General features: G+C 70.4%; 26 protein-coding genes. 18 read left to right on the plus strand and 8 right to left on the minus strand.

The genetic code is table 11. The features are described 5' to 3' along the window. Window positions 1–90 precede the first annotated feature (90 nt). The 3 genes from ACZ6MZ_RS15030 to ACZ6MZ_RS15040 form a co-directional block, all read right to left on the minus strand. On the minus strand, window positions 91–462 hold the full coding sequence (locus ACZ6MZ_RS15030; RefSeq protein ID WP_469352134.1) for a helix-turn-helix domain-containing protein: 372 nt from the start codon (window positions 460–462) through the stop codon (window positions 91–93). Window positions 463–549: 87 nt separating this feature from the next. Next, on the minus strand, window positions 550–756 hold the full coding sequence (locus ACZ6MZ_RS15035; protein ID WP_384187883.1) for a DUF397 domain-containing protein: 207 nt from the start codon (window positions 754–756) through the stop codon (window positions 550–552). Further along, the gene (locus ACZ6MZ_RS15040) at window positions 753–1,583 is read right to left on the minus strand and encodes a helix-turn-helix domain-containing protein (protein WP_384187880.1); all 831 of its coding nucleotides are present in this window, start codon (window positions 1,581–1,583) and stop codon (window positions 753–755) included. Before ACZ6MZ_RS15040 ends, ACZ6MZ_RS15035 begins: the two co-directional genes overlap by 4 nt. A 509-nt stretch (window positions 1,584–2,092) precedes the next feature. Between ACZ6MZ_RS15040 and ACZ6MZ_RS15045 the strand changes: the two genes are divergently transcribed. Together ACZ6MZ_RS15045 and ACZ6MZ_RS15050 are read left to right on the plus strand one after the other, a co-directional pair. Next, the gene (locus ACZ6MZ_RS15045) at window positions 2,093–2,287 is read left to right on the plus strand and encodes a hypothetical protein (RefSeq protein ID WP_469352137.1); all 195 of its coding nucleotides are present in this window, start codon (window positions 2,093–2,095) and stop codon (window positions 2,285–2,287) included. Between the two features lie 35 nt (window positions 2,288–2,322). After that, window positions 2,323–3,120, plus strand: a complete 798-nt coding sequence (locus ACZ6MZ_RS15050) for an exodeoxyribonuclease III (protein ID WP_469352138.1) — start codon at window positions 2,323–2,325, stop codon at window positions 3,118–3,120. Between the two features lie 74 nt (window positions 3,121–3,194). On the opposite strand, the gene ACZ6MZ_RS15055 is transcribed toward ACZ6MZ_RS15050, so the two are convergent. Then, window positions 3,195–3,956 carry a DeoR/GlpR family DNA-binding transcription regulator gene (locus tag ACZ6MZ_RS15055; RefSeq protein ID WP_389787651.1) on the minus strand — a complete coding sequence of 254 codons (762 nt, stop codon included), beginning with the start codon at window positions 3,954–3,956 and terminating at the stop codon, window positions 3,195–3,197. Window positions 3,957–4,046: 90 nt separating this feature from the next. Here ACZ6MZ_RS15055 and ACZ6MZ_RS15060 point away from each other — a divergent pair, with 90 nt between their 5' ends. The 4 genes from ACZ6MZ_RS15060 (at window position 4,047) to ACZ6MZ_RS15075 (ending at window position 6,857) form a co-directional block, all read left to right on the plus strand. After that, window positions 4,047–5,270, plus strand: coding sequence for an MFS transporter (locus ACZ6MZ_RS15060; RefSeq protein WP_469352140.1), 1,224 nt, complete (start codon window positions 4,047–4,049; stop codon window positions 5,268–5,270). A gap of 130 nt (window positions 5,271–5,400) precedes the next feature. Continuing rightward, window positions 5,401–6,045: an HAD family hydrolase gene (locus tag ACZ6MZ_RS15065; RefSeq protein WP_469352143.1), complete on the plus strand. Its 645-nt coding sequence runs from the start codon at window positions 5,401–5,403 to the stop codon at window positions 6,043–6,045. Between the two features lie 46 nt (window positions 6,046–6,091). Continuing rightward, entirely contained in the window at window positions 6,092–6,484 is a 393-nt protein-coding gene (locus ACZ6MZ_RS15070; RefSeq protein ID WP_384187915.1) for a VOC family protein, read from the plus strand. Between the two features lie 52 nt (window positions 6,485–6,536). Further along, entirely contained in the window at window positions 6,537–6,857 is a 321-nt protein-coding gene (locus ACZ6MZ_RS15075) for a hypothetical protein (RefSeq protein WP_389787711.1), read from the plus strand. Between the two features lie 30 nt (window positions 6,858–6,887). Here ACZ6MZ_RS15075 and ACZ6MZ_RS15080 read toward each other — a convergent pair whose 3' ends face one another. After that, a complete protein-coding gene (locus ACZ6MZ_RS15080) occupies window positions 6,888–7,403 on the minus strand; it encodes a dihydrofolate reductase family protein (protein ID WP_469352145.1) in 516 nt (171 codons plus the stop codon). Then, on the minus strand, window positions 7,298–8,437 hold the full coding sequence (locus ACZ6MZ_RS15085; RefSeq protein ID WP_469352147.1) for a methyltransferase domain-containing protein: 1,140 nt from the start codon (window positions 8,435–8,437) through the stop codon (window positions 7,298–7,300). Before ACZ6MZ_RS15085 ends, ACZ6MZ_RS15080 begins: the two co-directional genes overlap by 106 nt. 71 nt (window positions 8,438–8,508) lie before the next feature. On the opposite strand from ACZ6MZ_RS15085, the gene ACZ6MZ_RS15090 reads away from it, so the two are divergent. From ACZ6MZ_RS15090 to ACZ6MZ_RS15115, 6 genes are all read left to right on the plus strand, one after another. Continuing rightward, the gene (locus ACZ6MZ_RS15090) at window positions 8,509–8,868 is read left to right on the plus strand and encodes a DUF1801 domain-containing protein (protein ID WP_469352148.1); all 360 of its coding nucleotides are present in this window, start codon (window positions 8,509–8,511) and stop codon (window positions 8,866–8,868) included. Between the two features lie 200 nt (window positions 8,869–9,068). After that, on the plus strand, window positions 9,069–9,587 hold the full coding sequence (locus ACZ6MZ_RS15095; RefSeq protein ID WP_469352150.1) for a hypothetical protein: 519 nt from the start codon (window positions 9,069–9,071) through the stop codon (window positions 9,585–9,587). Between the two features lie 79 nt (window positions 9,588–9,666). Further along, entirely contained in the window at window positions 9,667–10,512 is an 846-nt protein-coding gene (locus ACZ6MZ_RS15100; protein WP_469352151.1) for a DUF4097 family beta strand repeat-containing protein, read from the plus strand. Window positions 10,513–10,618: 106 nt separating this feature from the next. Next, window positions 10,619–11,584 carry an ATP-binding cassette domain-containing protein gene (locus tag ACZ6MZ_RS15105; protein WP_469352153.1) on the plus strand — a complete coding sequence of 322 codons (966 nt, stop codon included), beginning with the start codon at window positions 10,619–10,621 and terminating at the stop codon, window positions 11,582–11,584. Beyond that, complete coding sequence (locus ACZ6MZ_RS15110) at window positions 11,581–12,372, plus strand: ABC transporter permease (protein ID WP_469352154.1); 792 nt, start codon at window positions 11,581–11,583, stop codon at window positions 12,370–12,372. The genes ACZ6MZ_RS15105 and ACZ6MZ_RS15110 overlap by 4 nt, the downstream gene beginning before the upstream one ends. A gap of 5 nt (window positions 12,373–12,377) precedes the next feature. Continuing rightward, window positions 12,378–12,902, plus strand: coding sequence for a hypothetical protein (locus tag ACZ6MZ_RS15115; RefSeq protein ID WP_469352156.1), 525 nt, complete (start codon window positions 12,378–12,380; stop codon window positions 12,900–12,902). A gap of 8 nt (window positions 12,903–12,910) precedes the next feature. On the opposite strand, the gene ACZ6MZ_RS15120 is transcribed toward ACZ6MZ_RS15115, so the two are convergent. Further along, window positions 12,911–13,534: a MerR family transcriptional regulator gene (locus ACZ6MZ_RS15120; protein WP_469352362.1), complete on the minus strand. Its 624-nt coding sequence runs from the start codon at window positions 13,532–13,534 to the stop codon at window positions 12,911–12,913. A 170-nt stretch (window positions 13,535–13,704) separates the two neighbouring features. On the opposite strand from ACZ6MZ_RS15120, the gene ACZ6MZ_RS15125 reads away from it, so the two are divergent. From ACZ6MZ_RS15125 to ACZ6MZ_RS15140, 4 genes are all read left to right on the plus strand, one after another. Then, window positions 13,705–15,279, plus strand: a complete 1,575-nt coding sequence (locus ACZ6MZ_RS15125; protein ID WP_469352158.1) for a flavin-containing monooxygenase — start codon at window positions 13,705–13,707, stop codon at window positions 15,277–15,279. Further along, window positions 15,276–16,169: an alpha/beta fold hydrolase gene (locus ACZ6MZ_RS15130; protein ID WP_469352159.1), complete on the plus strand. Its 894-nt coding sequence runs from the start codon at window positions 15,276–15,278 to the stop codon at window positions 16,167–16,169. Before ACZ6MZ_RS15125 ends, ACZ6MZ_RS15130 begins: the two co-directional genes overlap by 4 nt. Next, window positions 16,166–17,056 carry an SDR family oxidoreductase gene (locus tag ACZ6MZ_RS15135; protein WP_469352161.1) on the plus strand — a complete coding sequence of 297 codons (891 nt, stop codon included), beginning with the start codon at window positions 16,166–16,168 and terminating at the stop codon, window positions 17,054–17,056. Before ACZ6MZ_RS15130 ends, ACZ6MZ_RS15135 begins: the two co-directional genes overlap by 4 nt. Before the next feature lie 96 nt (window positions 17,057–17,152). Beyond that, the gene (locus ACZ6MZ_RS15140; RefSeq protein WP_384187807.1) at window positions 17,153–17,476 is read left to right on the plus strand and encodes a hypothetical protein; all 324 of its coding nucleotides are present in this window, start codon (window positions 17,153–17,155) and stop codon (window positions 17,474–17,476) included. Window positions 17,477–17,594: 118 nt separating this feature from the next. On the opposite strand, the gene ACZ6MZ_RS15145 is transcribed toward ACZ6MZ_RS15140, so the two are convergent. After that, window positions 17,595–20,993 (minus strand): S41 family peptidase, encoded by a 3,399-nt coding sequence (locus tag ACZ6MZ_RS15145; RefSeq protein WP_469352162.1) that lies wholly within the window; start codon window positions 20,991–20,993, stop codon window positions 17,595–17,597. Between the two features lie 592 nt (window positions 20,994–21,585). Here ACZ6MZ_RS15145 and ACZ6MZ_RS15150 point away from each other — a divergent pair. Next, window positions 21,586–22,158, plus strand: coding sequence for a TetR/AcrR family transcriptional regulator (locus tag ACZ6MZ_RS15150; RefSeq protein ID WP_389787606.1), 573 nt, complete (start codon window positions 21,586–21,588; stop codon window positions 22,156–22,158). A 99-nt stretch (window positions 22,159–22,257) separates the two neighbouring features. Further along, complete coding sequence (locus tag ACZ6MZ_RS15155) at window positions 22,258–24,483, plus strand: MMPL family transporter (protein ID WP_469352165.1); 2,226 nt, start codon at window positions 22,258–22,260, stop codon at window positions 24,481–24,483. Window positions 24,484–24,532 lie beyond the last annotated feature (49 nt).

A 24,532-nucleotide genomic window follows, 5' to 3' on the forward strand; every position in this document is an offset into this window, starting at 1 on the left:
ACGCACCACGGCGTACGACCCGATCCGTTCCAACTGGTCCTCCCCTGCTCGTCCTTCGCCCCTTCCGGTGTCTAGCACGTTCCGTTCGGGCTACGCGCTGGTGCCCCGGCCGGGGGCGATCAAAGTGGCGCAGGGCCGCGAACTCCGACGTCGGATCCTGTAGTAGATCTTGCCGGTGGCCAGGTCGAGGGCGGCGAGCATGTGCATCACGCCGCCGTACCGGTTTGGGTCAAGCGGGTCCAACCCCCGCTCGTTGAAGGCGTGGATGACATCGCGGACGTAGTCCTCGCCGACCCGCATCAGCGAGGTGATGTCCTTGACCGTCCGGCCCTGGACGGACATCAGCAGCACGATCGCCCGCCGCAACCTGACCGGGTCCTTCGCGGTCCGGCTGATCCGCGGCGAGCGGCGACCCTCCTCCATGCTGACCGGACGGACGAGCACACCCGGCCGACGTCCCACGATCACCTCCAAGATCAGGTCCTGGAGACAGTCTGCTGACCATCAGACGGGGCGTCGATTACCCACCCAACGATGCGAGACGAGCCATTAGTGGGAGGGGTGCGGGGCGTTCGTCGCGAAGGCGAGGAAGCCGGTCCAGGCGGCGGGGGTGAGCATCAGGGTGGGGGCGGTGGGGGTCTTGCTGTCCCGGACGGGGACGGTGTCGTGGGTCGCCGCGTAGCTGGGCGACCACTCGACGCAGTTGCCGCCTTCGCCGCCGCTGTAGGTGCTCTTGACCCACTCAGTGTTGATCATTTGGCGTGATCCTCCGTGATCCTGCTGATGAAGGCCAACGAGTCGTCCGGCGACAGTGCCGCGGCGCGTAGCCGTTCGTACGTGGCCTGAGCGCTTGCCACAGCCGTTGCCGAGTCGGTCACGTGCCCGAGCCCCCTGGCCTCTGAGTACATGACGGGTGCTGCGTCGGCCTGCGTAAGCAGGATAAACGGAAGGCTCGATGCGGGGGCACCCGCTTTGAAGGGGAGAACCTGGACGGTGATGTGGGGCGTTCCCGCTTCGGCGACCAGGTGGTTGAGCTGGCCGATCATGACGTCCTTGCCGCCCACCACCGTGTGGAGCACGCTCTCATGAAAGATGACCCACAGCAGTGGGGGCGCCGAGCGTTCCATCACCTCGTGACGTTGTAGACGTGCCGCTACCCGTGCCTGGATCTGTTCGTCGGTTTCGCGGGGATGCGTCGCCCGGAAGGTGGCTTCCGCGTAGGCAGACGTCTGCAACATGCCCATGACGAAGGCGTTCGAGTAGTCGGCCACGCCCGTCGCTTCGCGCTCCAGCTTGACGTACGGGATGAACCAGCCGGGATGACCGCGCTCGCTCACCCGGCGCCGCAGCCGCGTGAAGCTGCCCGGGGTCTTGAAGACCCGGTCGCAGGCTTCCGCGAACTGCTCGGACGCGAGGAGCGAGCCGCCCTCGATCCTGGTCACGTACGGACGCTTGTAGTGGCAGGCGTCAGCCAGCTGCTGCTGGGTCATTTTGGCGAATTCGCGTGCGTACTTGACCTCCTGGCCGAAGTAGGCCGCTCCGTCCTGCGGCTCCGCCGACTCATGGGTGGTGGGCTCGCTCATGTGTTCAACTCCCTGATGTTCCAGGTGGTTTGGAACTCCGATTTACCTGTTCAGAGTAGGGGGAAGAGGCCACGCTCGGTGTAGAAACGAGGAATTGCAGATTGGATGCCTCGGCATTTCTCCGCACCGACACGGAAGTTGAAGGAACACATGGCGCTGAAGAGAAGTGAGGCACGACAGTTCCTGTCCCGGCTGACGGAGGCGTACGGCACGGACGGTGTTCTCGTCGTTCCGAAGTCCGCGCCCGGAGACGAGGGCGGAGACCTTGTCCCCGGCTCCGGGCTCCGCTGGCCTCCGTGCCGGTGTGGACAGCCGGTTTGCCCCGACTACCGGCCCCCGGGTTCGGCTGCCGAACCGTCGGCGGACGAGCCCGGTGCCGGCGAACTCGGCACGCGCGTGGCCGAGCGGAACAAGCGGAGCAGCAGGGGCGGGGTGTGAGGGAGGTACGGACCCGGAGAATTCCCATTCCCCTGAGATCGCGGCCCGCGCCCGGCGAACTCAGAATAGGCATGGCCGTCTATGACCGCGGTTACGAAATGCCCGCGGAAATCTATGGCTTTGTTGGTCCCCTGGTCCTCCTCATACGACCTACCGGGCTCAATTGGAAGGCGCACTCGACCGCCGTCCGGCCGGCCACCGCGCACGAGCGCGTGCAGTTGCGCGCGCTCGCCGCGCTGCACCGGCAGCGGCTGCGGGGTATGTGAACGCGCGCCGGAGCGGGGTCGGTAGGGTGGCCGGAATGCGCACCGTGACATCCGTGAATGTGAATGGCCTCCGCGCCGCCGCCAAGAAGGGGTTCGTGGAGTGGCTGGCGGAGACCTCCGCCGATGTGGTCTGTCTCCAGGAGGTACGGGCCGAGCCGCAGCAGCTTCCCGAGGACGTACGGCAGCCGGTCGGCTGGCACACCCTGCACGCCCCGGCGGCCGCCAAGGGGCGGGCGGGTGTCTCGCTGTACTCGCGGCGGGAGCCGGACCGTACGCGGATCGGGTTCGGCAGTGCGGAGTTCGACGCGAGCGGGCGGTACGCCGAGATGGACCTGCCCGGCCTCACGGTGGCCAGCCTCTACCTGCCCTCGGGCGAGGTGGGCACCGAGCGGCAGGACGAGAAACTGCGGTTCATGGACGAGTTCCTCACGTACCTGGAGGGGCTGAAGAAGCGCGCCGCCGCCGACGGCCGTGAGGTGCTGGTCTGCGGCGACTGGAACATCGCGCACCAGGAGGCCGACCTCAAGAACTGGCGCGCCAACCGGAAGTCGTCCGGTTTCCTCCCCGAGGAGCGCGCCTGGCTGACCCGGGTCTTCGAGGAGACGGGGTACACCGACGTCGTACGGGCCCTGCATCCCGACCAGGAGGGCCCGTACACGTGGTGGTCGTACCGCGGCCGTGCTTTCGACAACGACAGCGGTTGGCGCATCGACTACCACGTGGCGACAGAGGGCCTGGCGGCCCGCGCGGTAAAGGCGTGGGTCGAGCGCGCGGCGACACACGACGAACGCTGGAGCGACCACGCCCCGGTAACGGTGACGTACGACTCGTAAGAAGCCCCGGCTCCCCGGCCCCTGGCGGGCGTTGTCGTGGATCCGCGTCGGTCAGCGGGCATGCGGCGGCCTCGTCAGACGGTCTTGACGACGGTGCCGGCTGCTTCGAGTGCGGTCACCTCGTCGGTAGGCGCCGTGCCGTCGGTGACGAGGGTGTGCAGGAGTGCGGAGGGGCCGACGTAGGCGTAGGCGGTGTGGCCGAGTTTGCTGCCGTCCGCGGCGACGATGATGCGGCGGCTGGAGGCGATGCCGGCCTTCTTCACCGCCGCGTCGTCGAGGTCGTAGGCGGTCAGGCCCTCGGCTGCGCTCAGGCCGCAGCAGCTGATGATCGCGGTGTCGAAGCGCAGTGCCGACAGGGAGGCGAGGGTGAGGGGGCCGGTGAGGGCTCCTTCTGCGGCGCGGGGGCGTCCGCCGGGCACCATCAGCGTGGTCGGGCCCGGGGAGTCGCCGAGTGTGTGGATGGCTTGCAGGGACAGGGGCATCACGGTGATCGGCCGTTGACGCAGGAGACGGGCGACCTCCAGGCAGGTGGTGCCGCCGTCCAGGAGGACGGTCTCGCCGTCGGCGATGAGTGAGGACACCTCGGCCGCGATCCGGCGTTTGGCGTCGACGGCCTCGTGGGCGCGCAGCGCGAAGGGCGGCTCCTCGCCCCTGAGCAGCAGGGTGCGTGCTCCGCCGCGGACGCGTTCGAGGGCGCCTTGTGCGGCCAGTGTGTCGAGGTCGCGCCGGATGGTCATCTCCGAGGCACCGGTCAGCTCGGCGAGTTCCTGGACCGTGGCACTGCCCGACTCCCTGACGGCCCGGGCGATCAGCCTGTGCCGGTCTGCGTTGCTCATACCGCGATTGAACACCACCCCGAAATGAACAACCAAACTGTTCATGAATGGGGTTTCCAAACACAAAATCTGTTCGTTATGGTGGATCGCATGGAACGCTCGCTTCGATCCGCCCGTGTGGCGAACTTCGTCTACTTCGCCCTCTGCGGCAGCCTGATCGGCGCCTGGGTGGTGCACATCCCCGCCATCGAAGAACGGGTGGGCATCAGCCACGCCACACTGGGGAGCCTGCTGGTGCTGCTGGGGCTCGGGTCCTTCGCCGGCATGCAGGTGGCCGGGCGCCTGACCGACCGCCTCGGGGCGCGCGTGGTGCTCCCCGTCGGCGGAGTTCTGTCCAGCGCGACCCTGGTGCTGCCCGGCCTGTCCCCGGATCTCTGGACGCTGGCGGGTGCCCTGCTGGTCTTCGGCTTCTGCAACGGCTGCCTCGACGTGAGCATGAACGCCCACGCCGTGCACGTGGAGAAGGCGTACAACCGGCCGATCATGTCGGCCTTCCACGCCATGTTCTCCGTCGGCGGTGTCATCGCCGCACTCGTCGGAGCGGGCATCGCGAGCGCCGGCATGAGCCCGTCCGTGGGCATGGCCACCGTCGGAGCCGCCGGCATCGTGACCGCACTGGTGTCGGCACGGGCTCTGCTTCCGACCGCGCCGCCGTCCCCCGCCACCACCGCTGCGCACGGCGAGCAGGCACGCGCCGGGAAGCGGCGCAAGCCCCCCGGGCGGATCTGGATCCTCGCCGTCCTGGCCGCGATGGTCATGCTGGCCGAGGGAGCCGCCAACGACTGGAGCGCGCTGCACCTGAAGGACGTCCTCGGCGCGCCCGCGAGCACCGCCGCCTTCGCGTACGGCACCTTCGCGGCGGCGATGACCACGGGACGGCTGCTCGCCGACCGCATATCCGGCCGGTTCGGGCCCATGGCGGTCCTGCGCTACGGCGCGGTCGCGGCCGCCGTCGGGATCACGATCGTGTCCGTCACACCGTGGATCTGGGCCGCGTTCGCGGGCTGGGCGCTGTTCGGCCTGGGACTGTCCGGCTGCGTACCTCAGCTGTACAGCGCGAGCGGGCGCGTCGACCCCGCCGCCGCCGGGGCCAACGTCTCCCGCGTCGCCGGGCTCGGCTACCTCGGCATGCTCGCCGGCCCCGCCGTCATCGGCTGGCTGACCCATCTCGTACCGCTGAACCACGCCTTCCTGCTGCTCACCCTGCTGTGCGCGATCACCGCTGCGGCTGCCGGAGTCCTGCGCACCGGATCCGGCCGCGCGCGCGAGGTGGCACGGAGCAGTCACCGACCGCCTGTGCGGCACGGCCCCTGACACCGTGCCGCACAGGCTCCCGCCCACCCCGGCCACCCCGGCCGGACGCCGGACTCGCCCGCGCCCTGACCCCCCGCCACTGAACCCCCGCCACTGAACCCAAACCCTTGGACCCGGAGGAAGACCCACCATGTCCACCGACCGACGGTCCACCGACCGACGCATCGTGCTGTTCGACCTCTACGGGGTCATCGCCCGCCACCAACGCCCCGGCGCCCTGGCGGAGATGGCCGCCCGGCGCAACACACCCGCAGACGCCTTCGCCGAGGCTTACTGGGCCTGCCGCCGGCCCTACGACGCCGGGCAGTGGTCCGCGTCCGAGTACTGGACGGCCGTACTGCGGTGGCTCTCCCGCACCGCCGACGCCGACACGATCGAGAAGATGCGGCTCACTGACATCGACAGCTGGTCACGCGTCGACGGCCGTATGGTCGCCTACGTGCGGTCCCTGCGTGACATCGCCGAGGTCGCCCTGCTGTCCAACATTCCCTCTGACCACGCGGACGCCTTCCGCGCCGCGCAGCCCTGGCTGGGCGACCTGGACCACGTCGCGTTCTCCGGAAAGATCAACGCGGCGAAGCCGGACCCGGCGGCGTTCTGCCACTGCGTCGTCGCCATGCGGGCCGCCCCCGCCGACTTCCTCTTCGTCGACGACCGCGAGGAGAACGTACGCGCGGCGCGAGCCATCGGCATGAACGGCCACGTCTTCACCGGACTCGACGAGCTGGCGGCAACCGTCGACACCTGGCTGCCGGCCGGCAGTCGTACTTCTTGATCTTGCGGGGTGGCGTTTGGCGTGGAGATCAGGGAGGCTCGCGTGCATGGTCTCGGTATTGCAGAACGTGGCGATTGACTGTGCGGATGCCTATGAGCTGGCTCGGTTCTGGAGCGGTGTGACCGGCCGTCCGCTGCATCCGGAGGACGGACCGGGTGACCCGGAGACTCAGGTGCTGCTGGCGGAGGGCCCGGTGCTGCACTTCAACCAGGTGCCCGAGGCCAAGACGATCAAGAACCGGATCCATCTGTGTCTGCGCCCTGAGACCTCGCGCGATCAGGAGGTGGACCGGCTGCTGGGCCTCGGTGCGACCTTTGTCGCCGATCACCGGAATCCCGATGGTTCGGGCTGGGCGATCCTTGCTGATCCCGAAGGCAACGAATTCTGCGTTCTGCGCAGTGAGTCCGACCGCGTTGTGGATCCAGGGGCGCCGTCATAAGGTCACCGGCATGTCTTTGCGTCTTCGTATGCGTCAAGCACTGCCGGAAGCGATGCGCGCCCGTGACAAGGCCGCGGTGAGTGCCCTGCGCACCACACTTGCCGCGCTGGACAACGCCGAGGCGGTGCCCGTGGGCGAAGCTGAGCTCCGCGGCGTGGCTCTTGAGCAGTCGCCGGTTGGTGTCGGCGTCACCGAAGCGTCGCGGCGTGAGCTGAGCGAGCGCGGTGTGGTGGATGTCGTGCGCGCCGAGGCCGCCGAGCGACTGGAGGTCGCGGCGCGGTTGACCGCGCCCGCGCACGCTGACCGAGCCGCGCGGCTTCGCGCGGAGGCCGCGGTGCTGCTCCGCTTCCTCGACGCTCCCGGCACCGCATAGGAGGTCGGCTCGGGCTGACAAGCGCGATGGCTACCTTCTCGGCTCGTACCGCATCGCCACCGCCCCCGAGCCGAACTCCACCCGGCTCACGGGCTTCAAGTCGACATGCTTCGACAGCCCCGCGAACAACGCCGGCCCGTGGCCCGCGAGCCTGGGCTGCACCACGAACTCGTACTCATCGATCAATCCCAGTTCCGTCAACGCCAGCGGGAGCTTCACTCCTCCTACGAACAGTCCCTTGCCCGGCTCCCGCTTGAGCTGCTGAACGGCCTTGGCCAGATCCCCGCGCACGAGTTCCGCGTTCCAGTCGACCCGCTCCAGGGTGCTCGACACGACGTATTTCTTTGCCGCGTTGATCGTCTGGGCGAAGGGTTCCATCCAGTCAGGTCTCGCTCCCGACGGCGCCGGCGGCCGCCACGCTTCCTCCATCATTTCGTAGGTCACCCGGCCAAAGAGAAGCGCATCGGCCTGGTCGAGGTTCCCGACGTGGTGACGATGCAAGTCTTCGTCCGCGGGGATCGCACGGTGATCGCAGCACCCGTCCAATGTGACGTTGATGGAGTACCGAAGGGGTCGCATTTCGGGAGAGTACCGCCGATGGGAAGGTGGAGATCTTCAAGCTGTCCACAGACCCGAGCTTCGAGTCGAAGCTGCGTGACGTGGTCGGCCTTGGCGCAGTCCCGTACGCGGAGCCCCAGGGCGAACGGGACGGCGGTGTACTTCCCGGTGACGAACCCGGCTTCGGTCACGGTGGTGGTGGACGTATCGGCGCGGGCCATCCCCTCCGGCGGGACGTACTCCCCGTGGCCGGGGAGGGACAGCCGCTGTGCGCGCAGCTTCATGAACTCCACGGGGCGGGTGAAGTGCCCTGACGCTTCCCCGTCGCCCACGACCAGGCGGGCCACGGCGTCGGCGTGGGAGTAGTGCGTGCCCCACGGGGCGACGATGAGGCCGCCGGGACGGGTCTGGCTGATCCACGTACCCGGGATCTCCCGGACTCCGACGGTGGCCAGGACGCGGTCGTAGGGTGCGGCGGCCGCATAGCCGTCGCGTCCGTCGCCCACCACGACCTGCGGGTGCAGCCCGGCCGTGGTCAGCCGCTCGCGGGCCCGCTCCGACACCGAGCGGTCCACCTCGATCGTGGTCACGCGTCCGGGTCCGCACCGGTGGAACAGCGCCCCGGCCGTCTCGCCGGTGCCGGTGCCGACGTCGAGCACCCGCATTCCGTCGTCCAGGGCCAAGGTCCGCAGCATCGCGTACACGACGGAGGGCATGGACGAGGAGCTGGTGGACACCCTCCCCGGCTCGGTGCCGCTGTGCTTGCCGTCGTCCCACTGCGTGACGATGGGGAGGTTGCTGTCGGCTGCGGCATACCAGGCGCCGGGGTCGGCGGCCCGGTCCACGGTGACGCTCGTACCGCGTTCCATGTCGAACGGCCACACGAGGCCGGGCAGGAAGGCGGCCCGGTCCACGGCCGCGAAGGTCGGAGCCCAGTCCGACGACATCGCACACGTCTCGATAAGCACCCGCCCCAGCCCCTCTCGGCCGGGGCGGGGCGCCGGGGAATGATCGCGCGTCATATCGGAACCGTAAGGCCCGCGCGGCGTTCCTTCGCGGGCGCTCGGGGTGGTGTGTGGTCAGGATGGGGCGTATGGACGCTGACGTGCAGAAGTACATCGACGGGATCGGATCCGAGCACCGGCCGCTGTTCGACCGGGTGGAGCGGCTGATTCTGGAGGCTTGTCCCGAGGCGGGCCCGGTGCTGTCGTACGGGATGCCGACCTATCGAGTCGGCGGGCGCAAGCTGCATGTCGGGGTCTGGCGGCACGGGGTCTCGATCTACGGGTGGGGCGCGGACCGGGACGCCGGTTTTTCCTCCCGCCACCCGGAGCTTCTCAGCGGGAAGGCAACCAATCCGGCTGCGCCCCCAGGACGCGGCGGACATCGGCGACGACGAACTGCGCGATTTCCTCCGCGCCGCGTTGGCAGCCTGAGAGCTTGTCGCGGGTGACCTTCGATCGGGTGAGATGGCGCCCGGCTGGCCCTATTGTGACGCCACCCCGCGACACCTTGGCGCCGTACGCCCGCCCGCCCCTTGCTCGCTCCTGACCTGCAATAACGGGACGATCCGTCACCCCGGACCCCCACCCCGCGCCACGCATAGCGCCTTCGTACTTGCCAATGGCGCCATAGTGGTGCCACTATTGCGTCATGGACCTCACGCCGTATGTCGAAACACTCCGCAGGGAACTGGCGGTGGCCGCCGAAGCCGGGGGTGACGAAGCCCGCGCGCTCGCCGAGCGGCTGACCGCGCCGCTGGAGTCGGCCGCCCGCCTGACCCTGCTCAATGTGCTGTCCGCCGCCATGGACGAGATCACCCGTGAACTCGCCCCCGGCTCGGTCGACGTACGACTGCGGGGCCTCGACCCCGACTTCGTGGTGGTGCTGCCGCAGTACGAGGACCGGACCGAACCGCTCGACGCACCGGCGCCCGCACCGGCCCCGGTTCCCGCCGACACGGACGAGGGCGGCACCGCCCGCGTCAATCTGCGCCTGCCCGCCCACCTCAAGACCCGCGCCGAGGAGGCCGCGAGCCGCGAGGGCCTGTCGGTCAACGCATGGCTCGTACGCGTCGTGTCGGCCGCGGTCGACACGGGCGGCGCCGCCACCCCCCGTACCCCCGAGAAGACCAAGTCCATCGGCCAGAGCTTCACGGGCTGGGTGCACTGACCAGCCCCTCGGAACGACTTCACCCACACCACGTCCCACCAGCGGAGACGCCACCAACACCCAAGAGGACGGGACAGCCATGCCTTCTTTCGACACTCCCCAGCCGATCTCGGTCAACGCCCACGTGCACGCCGGTTCCATCCAGTTCACCGCGGGCGACCGCCTCGACACGGTCGTCGAGGTGCGGCCCCGCGACCCGAAGCGGGACCAGGACGTACGGTCGGCCGACCAGACCGAGGTCACCTACGCGAGCGGCGTCCTGAATGTCAGGACGCCCAAGCAGCGCAATCCCCTCGGGCGCACCGGCACCGTCGACGTGACGGTCGAACTGCCCACGGGCTCGCGCGTCGACATGACCGGCGCCTGGGCCCAGGTGCTCGGCGAGGGCCGGCTCGGCGAGGTCCGCGTGAAGACCTCGTCCGGCGACGTCCGCCTCGACACGACCGGGCCGCTCCAGCTGACCGCCTCCCACGGCTCGATCACCGTCGAGCGGGTCGAGGGCATGGCCGAGATCACCACCAGCTCCGGCAGCCTGCGCGTCGGGACCGTCGACGGTCCCGCCGTCCTGAAGAACTCGCACGGCACCACGACCGTCGGCGCCGCGACCGGCGACCTGCGGGTGAGTGGCGCCAACGGCGACATCGACATCGAGCGCGCCGAGAGCTCGGTCGTCGCCACCACCGCCCACGGCACCCTGCGCGTCGCCGAAGTCGCCCGTGGCACCGTCCAGTTGGAGACCGCCTACGGCGCCATCGACATCGGCATCCGCGAGGGCACCGCCGCCTGGCTCGACGTCAGCTCCGGCCACGGGCAGGTGCGCAACGCGCTCGACGCCTCCGAGCCGCCGGAGAAGACCGAGGACACGGTCGAGGTCCGCGCCCGGACCCGCTGGGGCAACATCGACGTCCGCCGCGCCCGCGCCTGAGAGTCAGCCTTTCACTCCATTCCGGCTTTCAGTCCATTACGGCTTTCACTTCATTCCGGCCTTCGATCGGGAGAGCCCCATGGCTTCATCTGTCATGCCCATGCCCATGCCTATGTCCGTTGCCGTCTCCACCGTCGGCCTGCGCAAGTCCTACGGGGACAAGCTGGTCCTCGACGGGATCGACCTGCGCATCCCGACAGGCACTGTCTTCGCTCTGCTCGGCCCGAACGGCGCCGGCAAGACCACCGCCGTGAAGATCCTCTCCACCCTCGTCACCGCGGATCCCGGCTCCGGCGACATCCGCGTGGGTGGCCACGACCTGGCCACCGACCCCCAGGCGGTACGCGCCGCGATCGGTGTCACCGGGCAGTTCTCCGCTGTCGACGGTCTGATCACCGGCGAGGAGAACATGCTTCTCATGGCGGACCTGCATCACCTCTCGCGTGGCGAGGGCCGCCGTACCGCCGCCGAGCTGCTGGAGCGCTTCGACCTGACGGAGGCTGCGAGGAAGCCCGCCTCCACGTACTCGGGCGGCATGAAACGTCGTCTCGACCTCGCCATGACGCTGGTCGGCAACCCGCGGATCATCTTCCTCGACGAGCCGACCACCGGCCTGGACCCGCGCAGCCGCCACAACATGTGGGGCATCATCCGCGAGCTGGTCTCCGACGGCGTGACCGTCTTCCTCACCACTCAGTACTTGGAGGAGGCCGACGAGCTCGCCGACCGTATCGCGGTCCTCAACGACGGCAAGATCGCCGCCGAAGGCACCGCGGAGGAACTCAAGCGGCTTATCCCGGGCGGGCATGTACGGCTGCGGTTCGCCGACCCGGCCGCGTACCGGTCCGCCGCCGTCGCCCTGCGGGAGGTCACCAGGGATGACGAGGCGCTGTCGTTGCAGATTCCCAGCGGTGGCAGCCAGCGCGAGCTGCGCTCCATCCTCGACTGGCTGGACGCCGCCGACATCGAGGCGGACGAGCTGACCGTGCACACACCCGACCTCGACGACGTGTTCTTCGCCCTGACCGGCGACTCCAACATCCCCAACCAGCCCAAGGAGACTGTCCGATGAGCGCGCTCTCCCTCGCCGTCCGCGACTCGAACACGATGCTGCGCCGCAACCTGCTGCACGCCCGGCGCTACCCGTCCCTGACCCTGAATCTGCTGCTCACCCCGATCATGCTGCTGTTGCTCTTCGTCTACATCTTCGGCGATGTGATGAGCGCGGGCATCGGTGGCGGCGGCGCGGACCGCTCCGCGTACATCGCCTATATCGTCCCGGGCATCCTGCTGATGACCATCGGCGGCACCGTCGTCGGGACGGCGGTGTCCGTCTCCATGGACATGACCGAGGGCATCATCGCCCGCTTCCGTACGCTGGCGATCCACCGCGGCTCGGTGCTCGTCGGGCATGTCGTCGGCAGCGTGTTGCAGTGCGTGATGAGCGTGGTCCTTGTCGGGGCCGTCGGCGTGGCCATCGGCTTCAGATCCACGGACGCAACCGCCCTGGAGTGGCTGGCGGCGTTCGGGCTGCTCGTGCTCTTTGCCATGGCGCTCACCTGGATCGCGGTCGGCATGGGCCTGATCAGCCCGAACGCCGAGGCCGCCAGCAACAACGCGACGCCGATGATCCTGCTGCCGCTCCTCTCCAGCGCCTTCATCCCGGTCGAGACGATGCCGGGCTGGTTCCAGCCGATCGCCGAGTACCAGCCGTTCACGCCGGCCATCGAGACCCTGCGTGGGCTGTTGCTCGGCAGCGAGATCGGCCACAACGGGTGGCTCGCGGTCGTCTGGTGCCTGGGCCTGACCGCGCTCGGCTACCGCTGGTCGACGGCGCAGTTCAACCGCGACCCGAAGTAACCGCCATGACCGCGCGGGCCGCCTCCCGCAGCGTGTCCCGCCCCAGGGCGGCGTACGCCGACACCGCGTCGGCATACGCCGCCCCGCCGGCTTTCACCCATCTCGGGCGCGCGCTCGTGCCGGCCGGCCGGCTCGCGTTCCTCGGCCCGCAGCCCGCGGGTCCGGACAGCGCCTTCGCCCGGGCGACCGCCGCACTCTCGCCGTTCCTGCGCGAGGCGTCCCCCGCCGCCAGGGGTATGGGGTCGCTCATGGAACCCGCGCGCATCCGCCAGGTGCTCGCCGCCGCCGGGTTCACCGACATCGACGTAGCCCCGGTGGAGGCGCCCATGACGTTGGGCGCCGACGCGGGCGACGCCGTCGGCTTCCTCTTCTCCATGGGCCCGACGCGCCACAACCTGCGCGAGGTCGAGCCGGCGACCGTCGCCCGTATCCGTGCCGAAGTGCAGGACGCGCTCGTGGAGTTCGAGACCGCGGACGGTGTCCGCATTCCCGGGGCCGTCTGGATCGTCACCGCGAGAAGCGGGCGCTGATCGGCTGATCAGTCCTGGTCGGGGCGGAGGTGGCGGTCCAGGGCCATGGAGAGCTCCGCTTCGACCACGCTCTTCGCCAGCGGGCGGAGTTTCGCCTCGACCAGCGGGTCGGCGTGGGTGTGCAGGACCGTGGCGAAGAGTTCGGCCAGGGCGTCCGCGTGGGCGCGGACCCGGCGGCCGGTTTCGAGGACCGCGGCGAGGGGGACACCCTCGCGGACCAGGGCCGCCGACACGTCCAGCAGGCGGCGGCTGATGTGGACGAGTTCTTCGCCGTCGACCGCGAGATAGCCGAGGTCGAGGGCGGCCGCGAGGTTCTCCGGGGTGACCTCGCCCTCGAAGTAGTCGGCCAGTTCCTCGGGGGAGAGCCGGACCGGGGTCTCCTCGGTCGGCTCGCCCAGGCCGAGGACCTCGCCGACGTCCCGCCCGCTCTCGAAGGCGGTGGCGAGGTCGGCGATGCCGTTGAGCGTGTGACCGCGCTCCAGCAGGGCCGCGATCGTACGGAGCCTGGCCAGGTGGTGGTCGCCGTACCAGGCGATCCGGCCCTCGCGGCGCGGTGGCGGGATCAGGCCGCGCTCGCGGTAGAAACGCACGGTGCGCACGGTGATGCCCGCCTCCCGGGCCAGCTCCTCCATGCGGTACTCGCGGTGTTCGCGACCTTCTGCCATATCGGCCAGCCTATGTCGTGTACCGGCGGTAACTTGATGCGTCCGACCCCTACCCATGAGTACGGCGCTGCCCTACGCTCCCCACTGTGCCAGTGAACGCTGGCGCGGTTCGTGGATGTCCGGTGGCAGGAGGCGGTATGGGCCAGCACGTACGCGTGGCGGTGATCGGATCCGGATTCGGTGGCCTCGGGGCGGCGGTGCGGCTGCGTCGCGAGGGGATCACCGACTTCGTCGTCCTGGAGCGGGCGGACTCGGTCGGCGGGACCTGGCGGGACAACAGCTATCCGGGGTGCGCGTGTGATGTGCCCTCGCATCTCTACTCGTTCTCGTTCGCGCCCAACCCCGACTGGCCGCGCACCTTTTCCGGGCAGCCGCACATCAGGGCGTATCTGGAGCACGTCGCGGACACCTTCGGGCTGCGGCCGCATGTGCGGCTCAACCACGAGGTGCGGCTGATGCGCTGGGACAGCGACGCGCTGCGCTGGGAGATCGAGACCTCGCAGGGCGCGCTGAGCGCCGATGTGGTGGTCTCCGCGGCCGGGCCGCTGTCGGACCCCAGGATCCCGGAGATACCCGGCCTCGCGGAGTTCCCCGGAAAGGTGTTCCACTCGGCGCGCTGGGACCACGACTACGACCTGCGCGGCAAGCGCGTCGCCATGATCGGCACGGGTGCGTCCGCGATCCAGATCGTGCCGGCGATCCAGCCGGAGGTGGCGCGGCTGACGGTCTTCCAGCGGACGCCGCCGTGGGTGATGCCGCGCGCGGACCGGGCGATCTCGGGGGCCGAGCGGCGGCTGCACCGGACGCTGCCGTTCACCGGGGCCGCGCGGCGCAGACTGCTCTGGGGCATCAGGGAGTTGCAGGTCCAGGCGTTCACCAAGCGGCCGAACCAGCTCGGGCTGGTGGAGTCGCTCGCCAAGGCCAATATGAAGAAGGCGATCAAGGACCCGGCGCTGCGGGCCAAGCTGACGCCGTCGTACCGCATCGGCTGCAAGCGGATCCTGCTCTCCAGCGCGTACTACCCGGCGCTCGCGCGGCCCAATGTGGACCTGGTCGCCTCGGGTCTGGCGGAGGTGCGCGGCTCGACGCTGGTCGCGGCGGACGGTACGGAGACCGAGGCCGACGCGGTCGTCTTCGGGACGGGCTTCCATGTGACGGACATGCCGATCGCCGAGCGGGTGGTGGGCGCCGACGGGATCACGCTCGCCGAGGCGTGGAAGGACGGGATGGAGTCGCTGCGCGGCGCGACCGCGGCCGGCTTCCCCAACTGGATGACGATCATCGGTCCCAACACCGGTCTCGGGAACTCCTCGATGATCCTGATGATCGAGTCCCAGCTGAACTACATGGCCGGCTATCTGCGGCAGTTGGACGCCCTGGGGGGCCACGCGGCGCTGGGCGCCCGCCCGTCGGCCGTGCGCGCCTGGAACCACCGGGTGCAGGAGCGCATGAAGCGGACCGTGTGGAACACCGGCGGCTGCACCAGCTGGTATCTGGACCACAACGGCCGCAACACCACCATCTGGCCGGGGACGACGACCGAGTTCCGGCGGGCCACGCGGGAGGTGGACCTCGCGGAGTACGAGGTGATCCGCGCCGCGGGGCCCGAGCGGACGACCGAGACCGCCGGGCCGGAGCAGACGACAGCGGCCGCCGGGCCCGAGCAGACCACGGAGCCCGAGCAGACCACGGAGAAGGAGGCCGTCCGATGAACCGGGCGCCCCAGGGCCGTGAGCTGACCGCCGTCTCCGCCGACGGTTCGCGTATCCATATCGAGGTGTACGGCTCCGAGGGTCGGCCCGCAGTCGTCCTCGCGCACGGCTGGACCTGCTCGATCCGCTTCTGGGCGGCTCAGATCGAGGACCTCGCGGCCGACCACCGCGTGATCGTCTACGACCAGCGGGGGCACGGCCGTTCGCCGTTGCCGACACGTGACGGCTACACCACCGACGCCCTCGCCGACGACCTGGAGGCGGTGCTCGCCGCGACGCTGGAGCCGGGGGAGCGGGCCGTACTCGCCGGGCACTCCATGGGCGGCATGACGATCATGGCCGCCGCGCGGCGGCCCGCCTTCCGGGAGCACACGGCCGCCGCGCTGCTGTGCAGCACGGGCAGTTCGCGGCTGGTCGCCGAGTCGCTGGTGCTGCCGATGCGGGCCGGGCGCGTACGGACCTGGCTGACCAGGCTGGTGCTCGGGTCGCGCGCCCCGCTCGGGCCGGTCACCGGGCTGTCGAAGCGGATCCTGCGCTACGGGACGATGGGCCCCGGCGCCGCGCCGGAGCGGGTCGCGGAGTGCGCCCGGATCGTGCACGCCTGTCCCCGGGTCTCCCGGGTGGCCTGGTCGCATGTCCTCGGCGAGCTCGATCTCGACCCGGGCGTAAGGGAGTTGAGGGTGCCCACCGCCGTGGTCGTGGGGACCGCCGACCGGCTGACGCCGCCGGTCCAGGCGGCGGCGCTGGCCGCCGCGCTGCCCGACTGCACCGGGCTCACCGAACTCCCCGGGATCGGGCACATGACACCGGTGGAGGCTCCGGAGACCGTCACCGCGACGATCCGCGGGCTGGTCGCCACGTACGTGAGCACGAAGGAGGACGCGGCATGAGCGGGAAGGGAACGCGCGGCCTGGACGGACAGGTCGCGGTCGTCACGGGCGCGGCGCGCGGCGTCGGCGAACTGCTGGCCCGCAAGCTCTCCGCGCGCGGTGCCAAGGTGGCGCTCGTCGGCCTGGAGGCGGAGGAGCTGAAGCGGGTCGCGGCCCGGCTGCACTCCGAGTGCGACCACTGGTACGCGGATGTCACCGACCACGCGGCGATGGCGCGGGTGGCGGCGGAGGTCAAGGAGCGCTTCGGCCGGGTGGACATCGTCGTCGCCAACGCGGGTGTGGCGTCCGGCGGGCCGTTCGCGGACTCCGACCCCGACGCGTGGCGCCGGGTCATCGAGGTCAATCTGATCGGTGGCGCGGTGACGGCGCGGGCGTTCCTGCCCGCCCTGACGGCGAGCCGCGGCTACTTCCTGCAGATCGCGTCGCTGGCCGCGATCACCCCGGCGCCGATGATGACCGCGTACTGCGCGTCCAAGTCCGGCGTCGAGGCCTTCGCGCACAGCCTGCGCTCCGAGGTCGGCCACCAGGGCGTGCGGGTGGGCGTCGGCTATCTGTCCTGGACGGACACCGACATGGTGCGCGGCGCCGACCAGGACGAGGTGATGCGGGAGCTGCGGCAGCGGCTGCCGTGGCCGTCGAACCGTACGTATCCGCTCGGCCCCGCCGTGGACCGCATCGTCGCCGGGATCGAGCGGCGCTCCGCGCATGTGTACGCCCAGTGGTGGCTGCGCGGGATGCAGTCCGTACGGGGATATCTGCCGGGGATCGTCGCCGCCGTCGGGCAGCGTGAGATGCGGCGCTTCGAACCCCGTCTGGCGGGGGTGCGGAAAGGGCTTGTGGGCGCGGGCGGGGCCGCTGACGAGCAGGAGCGCACGCAGCGTAACTGATCGAAATGCGCGGAATGTCGGGGCGTGTAAGTCTGGTCGAGGCCCCACCCATTGGGGCCCATCCCCACACCCCCTTCCTTTCAGGAGCGAGTTTCCATGGGAATTTCCGACCAGTTCAAGGACAAGGCACAGCAGCTCGGAGACCGAGCGAAGTCGCAGGTGAGCGACAAGGACAGGCAGGACGAGCAGGCCAAGCAGGCCCAGCGTTCCGGTCAGTCGCAGCGCCCCCAGTCGGGGCAGTCGCCGCAGTCGGACCGGACCCAGCAGCCCGGACAGCACGGGCAGGGCCAGTCCGGCCAGTCCGGCCGCGGCTCACAGTCGGGCTCGCAGTCCAAGGACCGCGCGCAGGACGGCCGCGACCAGGCGCAGCGGAAGACGCAGAACGCCCACGACGAGATGGACGACCACTTCGACGTTTGAGTCGGGATCTGATCCCGGCGTTCTGAGCTTCTGACGCGTGCGAGAGGCGCACCCGGTCCGCCGGGTGCGCCTCCCGTATGCGCTCAGTCGGTTATGGGCTCAGTCGGTCCGTATGGGCTCAGTCGGTCGTGCGGGGCGGCAGAGCGGGGCGGCGCAGGTCCGGGACCGCTCCGTACCCCGGCGGGGTCGACGCCGCGTGCGCGGCCAGCAGATCCAGCGCCACCCACACCGCGTCGTCGAGCTGGGCGTGCCGGCCCTCCGCCCAGTCGAGCGGAGTGCGCAGGGCCTCGATGTCCGGTGCCACGCCGTGGTTCTCGACGGACCAGCCGTACGCGTCGAACCAGGCCGCGTTCATCGGCACCGTGATCACCGTCCCGTCGCCGAGCCGGTGCCGTCCGGTGATGCCGACCACGCCGCCCCAGGTGCGCTGGCCGACCACCGGCCCCAGCTTGAGCAGCCGGAAGGCGGCGGTGATCATGTCGCCGTCGGAGGAGGTGGCCTCGTCGGCGAGCGCGACCACCGGGCCGCGCGGCGCGTTGGAGGCGTACGAGACGGGCTGGGCGTTGCGCGTGAGGTCCCAGCCGATGATCCGGCGGCTGAGCTTCTCCACGACCAGCTCGCTGATATGACCGCCCGCGTTGCCCCGTACATCCACGATCAGCGCCGGGCGGGAGACCTCCAGGCGCACATCCCGGTTGAACTGGGCCCAGCCGGAGCCGCCCAGGTCGGGGATGTGCAGATAGCCGCACCTGCCGCCGCTGATCTTCCGTACGACCTCACGGCGTTTGGCCACCCAGTCCTGGTAGCGCAGCGGCCGTTCGTCGATGAGCGGGACGATCGCGACGCGGCGGAAGGGGCCCTCGCGGCCGGCGGGCCGGAAGGTCAGCTCGACCGTGGTGCCGCCGGCGGCGGCCAGCAGCGGATAGGGGCCGGCCACCGGATCGACCGGCCGCCCGTCGACATGGGTGAGGACCGCGCCCGCGCGGATCCCCGTACCGGCCAGCGGGGAACGGGCCTTGGAGTCGGAGGAGTCGCCGGGCAGGATCCGCTTGATCATCCACTCGCCGTCCCGGCAGACCAGATTGGCGCCGAGCAGGCCCATCGCGCGCTGGTAGTGCGGCGGGCCCTCGTTGCGGCGGGCCGGGGTGACATACGCGTGGGAGGTGCCCAGCTCGCCGAGGACCTCGCGCAGCAGATCCGCGAACTCGTCGGGGGAGGCGACGCGTTCGACCAGCGGACGGTACTGGTCGAGGACGCCGTCCCAGTCGATGCCGCACAGGTCCGGCTCCCAGAAGAAGGAGCGGATGATGCGGCCCGCCTCCTCGTACGCCTGACGCCACTCGGCCTCGGGGTCGACGTCGTGCAGGATCCGGCGCAGATCCAGATAGACGGTCGAGTCGCTGTCCCCGGACTCGGTGGCGGGCACCGCGCGCAGCTCGCCGTCGTCCACGACCACGAGCCTGGTGCCGTCACCGCTCGGCGCGAACCAGTCCAGATGGCCGACCAGTTCACTCTTGCGGGCCTTCGTGATGTCGAAGTGTTCGAGGGTCGGCCGTCCCGACATGTCCGCGGGATTGGCGAAGGTCTCGCCGAGCGCGCCCGAGATCGGCCAGCGCAGCCAGACCAGACCGCCGCCGCTGACCGGGTGCAGCGCCGAGTACTTGGACGCGGTGACGGGGAACGGGGTGACCCGGTCCGCCAGGCCCTCGACCTCGACCATGACCGTCCCGTCGCCCGAGTCGCTGACGGCGGGGTCGAGTCCGCCGGCGGCGGGCCTGCCGTCCGGGGAGAGCGCGAAGGGGGACGGGGTCGCGGAGGACAGCGGTACGAGATAGGGGCGGCAGCCCAGGGGGAAGGAGAGGTCGCCGGTGTGCACGTCGTACACGGGGTCGAAGCCGCGCCAGGACAGGAACGCGAGGTAGCGGCCGTCGCTGGTGAACACCGGATTCTCGTCCTCGAAGCGGCCGTTGGTGACGTCGACGATCGTACGGGCGAAACTTCCGGCGATCTTGGCCAGCTTGATCTGGCGGAGCGAGCGGCCGATGCCAGGGTGGGACCAGGTGAGCCAGTCGCCGTCGGGGGAGAAGGCGAGGTCGGTCACGGGGCCGTTGATGGACCGGATGAGTTCGGTGGGTTCGGGGGGTTCGGTGGGCTGGTCGGGTTCGGCGGCGGCGGTCTTGGCGGCCTCCGTGGTCTCGCTCGCGGTCTCGTCCGTGGTCCCGTCTGCGGTCTCGTCCGTGGGCTCTTCCGCGGACTCTTCCGTGGGTTCCTCCGGGACGTCTATGAGCAGCAGCCTGCCGTCGTGCGAGGCGATGGCTATTCGCTCGCCGTCCGGGTCCGCGACCATTTCCAGTACCCGGCCCAGCTGTCCGGAGGCCAGCCGCCGTGGCGCGCGGTCGCCGCTCGCCCGGGGCAGATACGCGATCTCGATCGCGTCCTCGCCGTCCGCGTCGGTGACGTACGCGACCTGGCCGCCGCTGCCGAGCATCTCGGGGGACCGGACCCGGACGCCCGGGGTGTCCGCGATCGTGCGGGCCGGGCCGTCGCGGTGGGTGAGCCAGTACAGGCTGCCGCGTACGGAGACGGCGCTCGCCCGGCCCGTCGTGTCCACCGAGATCCCGGCGAGATGGCCGGCGGCCGGGACCTGGTAGCCGCGCCGTCCGGTGCGGGGGCCGCCGAGCCGTACGTCCAGCTTGCGCGGCACCGAGTCGGGGGTCAGCGCGTCGACCAGCCAGAGATCGCCCGCGCACTGGTAGACGACCCGGCGCCCGTCGGAGGAGGCGTGGCGGGCGTAGAAGGCGTCGTGGTCGGTGTGGCGGCGCAGATCGGTGCCGTCGGGCAGGCAGGAGTAGAGATTGCCGACGCCCTCGTGGTCGGAGAGGAACGCGATGCGTCCGTCGACGAACATCGGGCAGTCCAGATGGCCGCCGAGGTCCGCGAGCAGCCGCTCGCCGTGCAGCCACAGCCGGCCCATCGCCCCGCCCCGGTACCGCTTCCAGGCGGCGGGCTCGTGCGGTGGCTTGCCGGTGAGCAGGAGCGTGCGGTGCTCGCCGTCGATGTCCGCGACGGCGAGGTCGGTCACCGGGCCCCAGGGCAGCTTGGCGCCGGGGGAGCCGTCGGTGGGGACGGTGTAGGCCCAGGAGAAGTAGGAGAAGGGCTGGCTGTGCGAGGAGACGGCGAGGATCTGCGCGGTGCCGTCGGGGTCGGGGGGTGTCCAGCCGCAGACGCGGGTGTCGGTGGAGCCCCAGTAGCTGAGCCGGCGGGCGGGGCCGCCGTCCACGGGGGCGAGGTGGATCTCGGGGTCGAGGCTGCGCCAGGTCGTATAGGCGATGTGACGGCCGTCGGGCGAGAAGCGGGGGTGGCCGACGCGGGTGCGGTCGACGGTCACCCGCCAGGCTCGTCCGGGCCGGTGCCCGGCCGGAACGAGGGGTGCGACCCAGAGGTCGTCCTCGGCGGCGAAGCACAGCAAGTCGTCGTGAAGGTGCGGGAAGCGGAGATACGCAACGTCGTCACTCACCCCACAATGCTGCCCGTTTTGAACGGACAGCGCCTCTGGGGGAGCGGTTCTTTGGTGCGGTTCGCCGTCCGGCGGGGGTGGGGGTGCGGGGCCGTTCGTCGTGGTGCGGGGGCCGGGGGCTCCGGAGGTGCGTGTCCGGACTGCATGATTTACGGCGCCGTGCGGGCCGGATGAACGGTGCGGCCTGTGGTGCGCCACAAATCACGCTCTACGTCCGGACACCCACCTCCTGCGCCCCCACCCCCCTCCCGCCGGTGGCCCCGACCCGACGAGCTGGGGCCTGGGGCTGTGGAGTCTGTGGCGGGCGGTGAAGGGGGGCGTGTAGGGGGTGTGTCCAGGACGTAGAGCGTGATTTGTGGCGCACGACAACCGGTCACCCGACATCCGGTCCGCACGCGCCGTAAATCATGCAGTCCAGGACACACCCCCTGCACGACCACCGGCGACAACCCGCGCCGGACACACCCACCCGCACCCGGCGCGGACCGGGCCCGCGCGAAAGTGGCGCAGGACACAAGCGAAACGGGTTCGTTTCGGTGGGGGCCGGGTTATCTTCGTACTGTACGAAACCGTTTCGTTCGGGAGGTTGGGCATGGCACGCAGCAGGCTTACGCCGGAGCGCGAAGCCGAGCTGTACGCCGCCGTGCTCGATCTGCTGCGCGAGGTCGGTTACGACGCCCTGACCATGGATGCCATCGCCGCCCGTACCCACTCCAGCAAGGCCACCCTCTACCGCCAGTGGGGGAGCAAGCCCGAGCTGGTCGCTCGTGCGCTGCGTAACAACAAGCCGGTCGCTCTCGAGCGGATCGACACCGGTTCGCTGCGTGGCGACTTCCACGAGATGGTGGCGCGCAGCGACGACTGTCAGATGGAGAAGGACTCCGCGCTGATGCGGGGCCTGTTCCATGCCGTTCACGACAACCCCGATCTCCACCAGGCGTTGCGCGAGCTGCTCGTCGAGCCGGAGCTCACCGGACTCGGAGAACTGCTGCGGCGTGCCGTGGACCGGGGCGAGATCCCCGCGGACAACCCCGCGCTGGGGTATGTCCCGCACATGCTGATCGGCGCGTTCATCGCCCGCCAGCTGATCGAGGACCGGCCGGTCGACCGGAGCTTCCTCGTTTCGTACCTCGACGCCGTGGTGCTCCCCGCCCTCGGCGTCTGACCGTCCCCAGCAGCACCCCGCACTACCTGACGCGTTCCGCTCTCGCCGTCGGGCCGGCTCCCCATGCCCTGTTCCTCCATAGACCGGGAGTACGCCCTCGTGGCCACGTTTCTCTACAAGCTCGGACGGTTCGCCTTCCGGCGCCGCCGCTATGTCGCCCTGGTGTGGGTGGCGCTGCTGGCGCTCGCCGGGGTGGGAGCGGCCTCCGCGTCCACTGCTACCTCAAGCTCCTTCTCCATTCCGGGGACGGAGGCCCAGAAGGCCTTCGACCTGCTCGAACAGCGCTTCCCCGGGGCGCGTGCCGATGGAGCGACCGCCCGGGTCGTCTTCAAGGCGCCCGCGGGCGAGAAGATGACCGACGCCGGCCACAAGGCCGAGGTCCGCGGGATCGTGGACGAGCTGTCGGCCGGGTCGGACCAGGTCGCCTCGGTGACCGATCCGTACACCGCGAAGGCGGTCTCGAAGAACGGCTCGACGGCGTATATCCAGGTCTCGTACAAGGTCAGCTCGATGGAGCTGACCGAGGCGACGCGTGAGGCGCTCCAGGAGACCGGCGCCGACGCGCGGGGCCAGGGGCTGGCGGTGGAGATCGGCGGAGACGCGCTCCAGGCCGCCCCGGAGACGGGATCCACCGAGATCATCGGGGTGGCCGTCGCGGCGGTCGTGCTCGTCATCACCTTCGGGTCGCTGATCGCGGCGGGGCTGCCCCTGCTGACCGCGCTCATCGGGGTCGGCGTCGGTGTCTCCACGATCACCGCGCTCGCCAGCGTCCTGGACCTGGGATCCACCACGTCCATCCTGGCGATGATGATCGGCCTCGCGGTCGGGATCGACTACGCGCTGTTCATCGTCTCCCGCTACCGGGCCGAGCTGGCCGAGGGACGGGAGCGCGAGGAGGCGGCGGGACGGGCCGTCGGAACGGCCGGGTCCGCGGTGGTCTTCGCCGGTCTGACCGTCGTGATCGCGCTGGTCGGCCTGGCGGTCGTCAATATCCCGATGCTCAGCAAGATGGGCTTCGCCGCCGCCGGTACGGTCGTGATCGCCGTCCTCATCGCGCTCACCCTCATCCCGGCGATGCTGGGCTTCGCGGGCAAGCGGGTGCATGGCCGCAAGGCCCGTGAGGCGATGGAGTCCGGCGCGGAGGCGGCGGAGAAGCCCAACATGGGCACCCGCTGGGCGCGCTTCGTGCTGCGCCGCCCGGTCGCCGTGCTGATCGCGGGTGTCGTCGGCCTCGGGGCCATCGCGATCCCGGCCGCCTCGCTGGAGCTGGGCCTGCCCGACGACGGCTCGCAGCCGACCAGCACCAGCCAGCGCAAGGCGTACGACCTGCTCTCCGACGGTTTCGGGCCCGGCTTCAACGGGCCGCTGGTGGTGGTGGTCGACGGCAAGGCCAACGACAACGCCAAGGCGGCGGCCACGCGGGTCTCCGACACCGTACGGAAGATGGACGGCGTCGCGGTCGTGACTCCGTCCACCCTCAACAAGGCGGGCGACACCGCGACGATCACGGTGATCCCCAAGGACCGTCCCTCTTCGGTCAAGACCGAGGAGCTGGTCCACTCCATCCGGGACACGGGCGGGGAGATCACGGCGGACAGCGGGGCCGAGGTGCTGGTCACCGGTGCCACGGCGATGAACATCGACTTCTCGCAGAAGATGAACGACGCGCTGCTGCCCTATCTCGCGCTCGTCGTCGGCCTGGCGTTTCTCCTGCTGATGGTGGTCTTCCGGTCCGTGCTGGTGCCGCTCAAGGCGGCTCTCGGCTTCCTGCTCTCGGTGGTCGCGGCCCTGGGCGCGGTCGTCGCGGTCTTCCAGTGGGGCTGGCTCGGGGGCCTGCTCGGCGTCGAGCAGACCGGTCCTGTGATGTCGATGATGCCGATCTTCATGGTGGGTGTGGTCTTCGGTCTCGCCATGGACTACGAGGTCTTCCTGGTCACCCGGATGAGGGAGGCGTACGTCCATGGTGAGCGGCCCGGCGAGGCGATCGTCACCGGCTTCCGGCACGGCGCGCGGGTGGTCTCGGCCGCGGCGGTGATCATGATCGCCGTCTTCGCGGGCTTCATCGGCTCCGGCGAGTCGATGATCAAGATGATCGGCTTCGGGCTCGCCATCGCGGTGTTCTTCGACGCGTTCGTGGTCCGGATGGCGATCGTGCCCGCGGTGCTCGCCCTGCTGGGCAACCGGGCCTGGTGGCTGCCGCGCTGGCTGGACCGGGCGCTGCCCAACGTGGATGTGGAGGGCGAGGCGCTGCGCAAGCTGCTCGCGGACAGCGCCGGGGGTCCGGACGGCGGTCCCGGCGCGGAGCGTGAGCTCGTACGCGTCTGACGCCGCTGCTTCGCGCCCGGTCCTGCGCCCCGAAGGGGGTGTGGGGCCG

The organism is Streptomyces sp. NPDC042201, from assembly GCF_055582185.1.

Excerpts from the sequence above, each read along its gene's own strand:
- ACZ6MZ_RS15045 (WP_469352137.1), top strand. The coding sequence starts at position 2,093 with ATGGCCGTCTATGACCGCGGTTACGAAATGCCCGCGGAAATCTATGGC.
- ACZ6MZ_RS15130 (WP_469352159.1), top strand. The coding sequence starts at position 15,276 with ATGAACCGGGCGCCCCAGGGCCGTGAGCTGACCGCCGTCTCCGCCGAC.
- ACZ6MZ_RS15050 (WP_469352138.1), top strand. The coding sequence starts at position 2,323 with ATGCGCACCGTGACATCCGTGAATGTGAATGGCCTCCGCGCCGCCGCC.
- ACZ6MZ_RS15055 (WP_389787651.1), bottom strand. The coding sequence starts at position 3,956 with ATGAGCAACGCAGACCGGCACAGGCTGATCGCCCGGGCCGTCAGGGAG.
- ACZ6MZ_RS15150 (WP_389787606.1), top strand. The coding sequence starts at position 21,586 with ATGGCACGCAGCAGGCTTACGCCGGAGCGCGAAGCCGAGCTGTACGCC.
- ACZ6MZ_RS15060 (WP_469352140.1), top strand. The coding sequence starts at position 4,047 with ATGGAACGCTCGCTTCGATCCGCCCGTGTGGCGAACTTCGTCTACTTC.
- ACZ6MZ_RS15040 (WP_384187880.1), bottom strand. The coding sequence starts at position 1,583 with ATGAGCGAGCCCACCACCCATGAGTCGGCGGAGCCGCAGGACGGAGCG.
- ACZ6MZ_RS15075 (WP_389787711.1), top strand. The coding sequence starts at position 6,537 with ATGCGCGCCCGTGACAAGGCCGCGGTGAGTGCCCTGCGCACCACACTT.
- ACZ6MZ_RS15065 (WP_469352143.1), top strand. The coding sequence starts at position 5,401 with ATGTCCACCGACCGACGGTCCACCGACCGACGCATCGTGCTGTTCGAC.
- ACZ6MZ_RS15110 (WP_469352154.1), top strand. The coding sequence starts at position 11,581 with ATGAGCGCGCTCTCCCTCGCCGTCCGCGACTCGAACACGATGCTGCGC.
- ACZ6MZ_RS15070 (WP_384187915.1), top strand. The coding sequence starts at position 6,092 with ATGGTCTCGGTATTGCAGAACGTGGCGATTGACTGTGCGGATGCCTAT.
- ACZ6MZ_RS15125 (WP_469352158.1), top strand. The coding sequence starts at position 13,705 with ATGGGCCAGCACGTACGCGTGGCGGTGATCGGATCCGGATTCGGTGGC.
- ACZ6MZ_RS15135 (WP_469352161.1), top strand. The coding sequence starts at position 16,166 with ATGAGCGGGAAGGGAACGCGCGGCCTGGACGGACAGGTCGCGGTCGTC.
- ACZ6MZ_RS15090 (WP_469352148.1), top strand. The coding sequence starts at position 8,509 with ATGGACGCTGACGTGCAGAAGTACATCGACGGGATCGGATCCGAGCAC.
- ACZ6MZ_RS15035 (WP_384187883.1), bottom strand. The coding sequence starts at position 756 with ATGATCAACACTGAGTGGGTCAAGAGCACCTACAGCGGCGGCGAAGGC.
- ACZ6MZ_RS15085 (WP_469352147.1), bottom strand. The coding sequence starts at position 8,437 with ATGACGCGCGATCATTCCCCGGCGCCCCGCCCCGGCCGAGAGGGGCTG.
- ACZ6MZ_RS15115 (WP_469352156.1), top strand. The coding sequence starts at position 12,378 with ATGACCGCGCGGGCCGCCTCCCGCAGCGTGTCCCGCCCCAGGGCGGCG.
- ACZ6MZ_RS15140 (WP_384187807.1), top strand. The coding sequence starts at position 17,153 with ATGGGAATTTCCGACCAGTTCAAGGACAAGGCACAGCAGCTCGGAGAC.
- ACZ6MZ_RS15105 (WP_469352153.1), top strand. The coding sequence starts at position 10,619 with ATGCCTATGTCCGTTGCCGTCTCCACCGTCGGCCTGCGCAAGTCCTAC.
- ACZ6MZ_RS15100 (WP_469352151.1), top strand. The coding sequence starts at position 9,667 with ATGCCTTCTTTCGACACTCCCCAGCCGATCTCGGTCAACGCCCACGTG.
- ACZ6MZ_RS15120 (WP_469352362.1), bottom strand. The coding sequence starts at position 13,534 with ATGGAGGAGCTGGCCCGGGAGGCGGGCATCACCGTGCGCACCGTGCGT.
- ACZ6MZ_RS15095 (WP_469352150.1), top strand. The coding sequence starts at position 9,069 with ATGGACCTCACGCCGTATGTCGAAACACTCCGCAGGGAACTGGCGGTG.